Below are 2,132 nucleotides of genomic sequence, written 5' to 3' on the forward strand. Positions count from 1 at the left end.
TTAAGGAGGTCAGCCATGAACAACGACTTTTGGAAAACCCTATATGCCTGGCTGGAAACGGCCAGCCCCGAAGACATCACTGCCAAACGGCATCTGGTCCGGCACATGCGGAGCCAAAGCAACGACCCCGGCTTGCAAGCCGATATCCGCCGGGTGTTACGTTTGCTGGACGAGGAAACGTTCGCCCGCGCCGAATTGGCAATGACAATGCCATTGTCCAAAGCCGCTTAATGCCGATGTTTTTACGTTATTTGAGTTGGCTGTAATTTTACAGACACATCCCTTGGCAATCAGGGGATTCATCCACCCGAAGGGGCACGCTACCCTTCAGGGTGATGGTGTGCCCCGGTTTCGGGTTCCAACCCCCACCGTAAGGAGTTCACCATGATGCAATCCTATTCCATTGCCGATACTTTCGGCATCGCGGCGCCAGCTTCCATGAAAGTGGAAGGCTTTGTGCCTTCACAAAATCCCTATGTGCCCGCCCAAAAACCGTATGTGTTCCGCAAGGATCACTTGCGCGATGTGCTGGCGTTCCTTGGCTTCCCCAATGGCGATGGTTTGTATCTGACCGGGCCGACCGGTTCCGGCAAAACCTCGTTAGTGGAACAGGTCGCCGCACGTCTGCAGTGGGGTGTCCATGCGGTGACCGGGCACGGCCGCCTGGAGCTCAACGATTTGCTCGGCCAGTTTATGCTGGTCGAGGGCGGCGCGATGCAATGGATTGACGGCCCTTTAACTTTGGCCGTCGGTCTTGGCCATGTGCTGTTGGTCAATGAAATCGACGCCGTCGATCCGGCCGAGTTGATCGGCTTGAACGAAATCGTCGAAGGCAAACCCTTGCTGCTGCCGCAGACCGGCGCGGTGATTATCCCGCATCCGAAGTTTCGCTTGGTCGCCACTGGCAATAGCGCCGGTGCCGGCGACCCGTCAGGTTTGTACCAGGGCGTGTTAAGGCAAAATTTATCCTTTCTGGACCGGTTCCGTTTGCTGGAAGTGGGTTATCCCGAACCGGAAGACGAGATGAAACTGTTGGCCAATGTCGTGCCCGGTATGCCGGAGACCGTGCGTGCCAGCATGGTCAAAGTCGCCAACCAGATCCGCAAGGTGTTTATCGGCGGTCAGGATGGCAGCGGCATGTTGTCGGTCACGCTGTCAACCCGCGGTTTGGTGCGCTGGGCTTCCTTGGTGGCGACGTTCAAAAACGCCCCCAATGCCTTGGCCTATTCCCTGGACAGGGCATTGACTTTCAGGGCGGAACCTTCCGAGCGCGAAGCAATTCATCGCATCGCCAAGGATGTGTTCGGCGATGACTGGCAGGTGTAGCCATGGCGGCCTGGCGTTTATACCGTCACCGCAATGCGGACGGCAGTTCCAAAGACTGGGCGGTCAGGACGAACCCAGACGGCAGCATCACCACCCGGTGGGGCAAAACCGCCCCGCGCTTAGCCGGAGCCAATACCCGCAGCGGCATCAGGCAATCCGACATCGAACGGGAAAAACAGGCCAAAGGCTATGTGTTTGTGGCCGAGGTTGATATTGACGGGACAGGCAACGTGTCGATTCAAATCGTACCGGCGCCTGATCCGCAACCGTCAAAGCCGTCGCCACCCACCCCAGTGGTGGCGTTGTATTGGCATATCGACTGCCGGACCAACCGCCAGACGCGGAAGGCTTTGGCTGCTGAGATCAAGCGGCTGGTCGGTGTCATCCACACGCTGTCAGACAGCGAAGCCCGTCCTGAACAAGGCTGGCCGGGTTGGCAACAACTCAGCGAGCTGACCCTCACGGCAGGACGCTTTGAGCATAGTGGCCAGATCAAACCAGCGCAAGGTGTTATGCCCTGGCTGTTGTTGCTGGCGTTAAAACACCAACGCTTTGCCGGTGTTGAAATCGACATGGCCACCGAAAATAGCCGGGAAGTGTCGGCTGATCTGAAAGCTGAACACGAGGTGCTGGCATTTTTCGGCACCGATCTCGACAGCATCAGGCTAGGCTGTCGAAATACCTCAACCATAAGTATAATTTAAACCACCGGTTAATGGATTCGAAACTCACCCCAAAGCGATGCCCCAACTGTCAAAACTGATACGCAGCCGTGACGACTGGCGAACTAAAGCCGTCCAACGAGC

Annotated in this window: 3 protein-coding genes; all 3 read left to right on the forward strand. The window is 57.0% G+C overall.

Annotated features, from left to right (window positions below):
* Positions 1-15: 15 nt before the first annotated feature.
* The 3 genes from Q7V20_RS20765 to Q7V20_RS20775 all read left to right on the forward strand — a co-directional run bounded on the left by Q7V20_RS20765 (position 16) and on the right by Q7V20_RS20775 (position 2,030).
* The gene (locus Q7V20_RS20765; protein WP_304795514.1) at positions 16-231 is read left to right on the forward strand and encodes a hypothetical protein; all 216 of its coding nucleotides are present in this window, start codon (positions 16-18) and stop codon (positions 229-231) included.
* 153 nt (positions 232-384) lie between these two features.
* On the forward strand, positions 385-1,326 hold the full coding sequence (locus Q7V20_RS20770) for a MoxR family ATPase (RefSeq protein ID WP_304795516.1): 942 nt from the start codon (positions 385-387) through the stop codon (positions 1,324-1,326).
* 2 nt (positions 1,327-1,328) lie between these two features.
* Positions 1,329-2,030 (forward strand): hypothetical protein, encoded by a 702-nt coding sequence (locus Q7V20_RS20775; protein ID WP_304795518.1) that lies wholly within the window; start codon positions 1,329-1,331, stop codon positions 2,028-2,030.
* The last annotated feature ends 102 nt before the right edge of the window (positions 2,031-2,132 follow it).

The sequence above is a fragment of the Aquabacterium sp. genome, from assembly GCF_030652515.1.
Taxonomy (GTDB): Bacteria; Pseudomonadota; Gammaproteobacteria; order Burkholderiales; family Burkholderiaceae_C; genus Aquabacterium.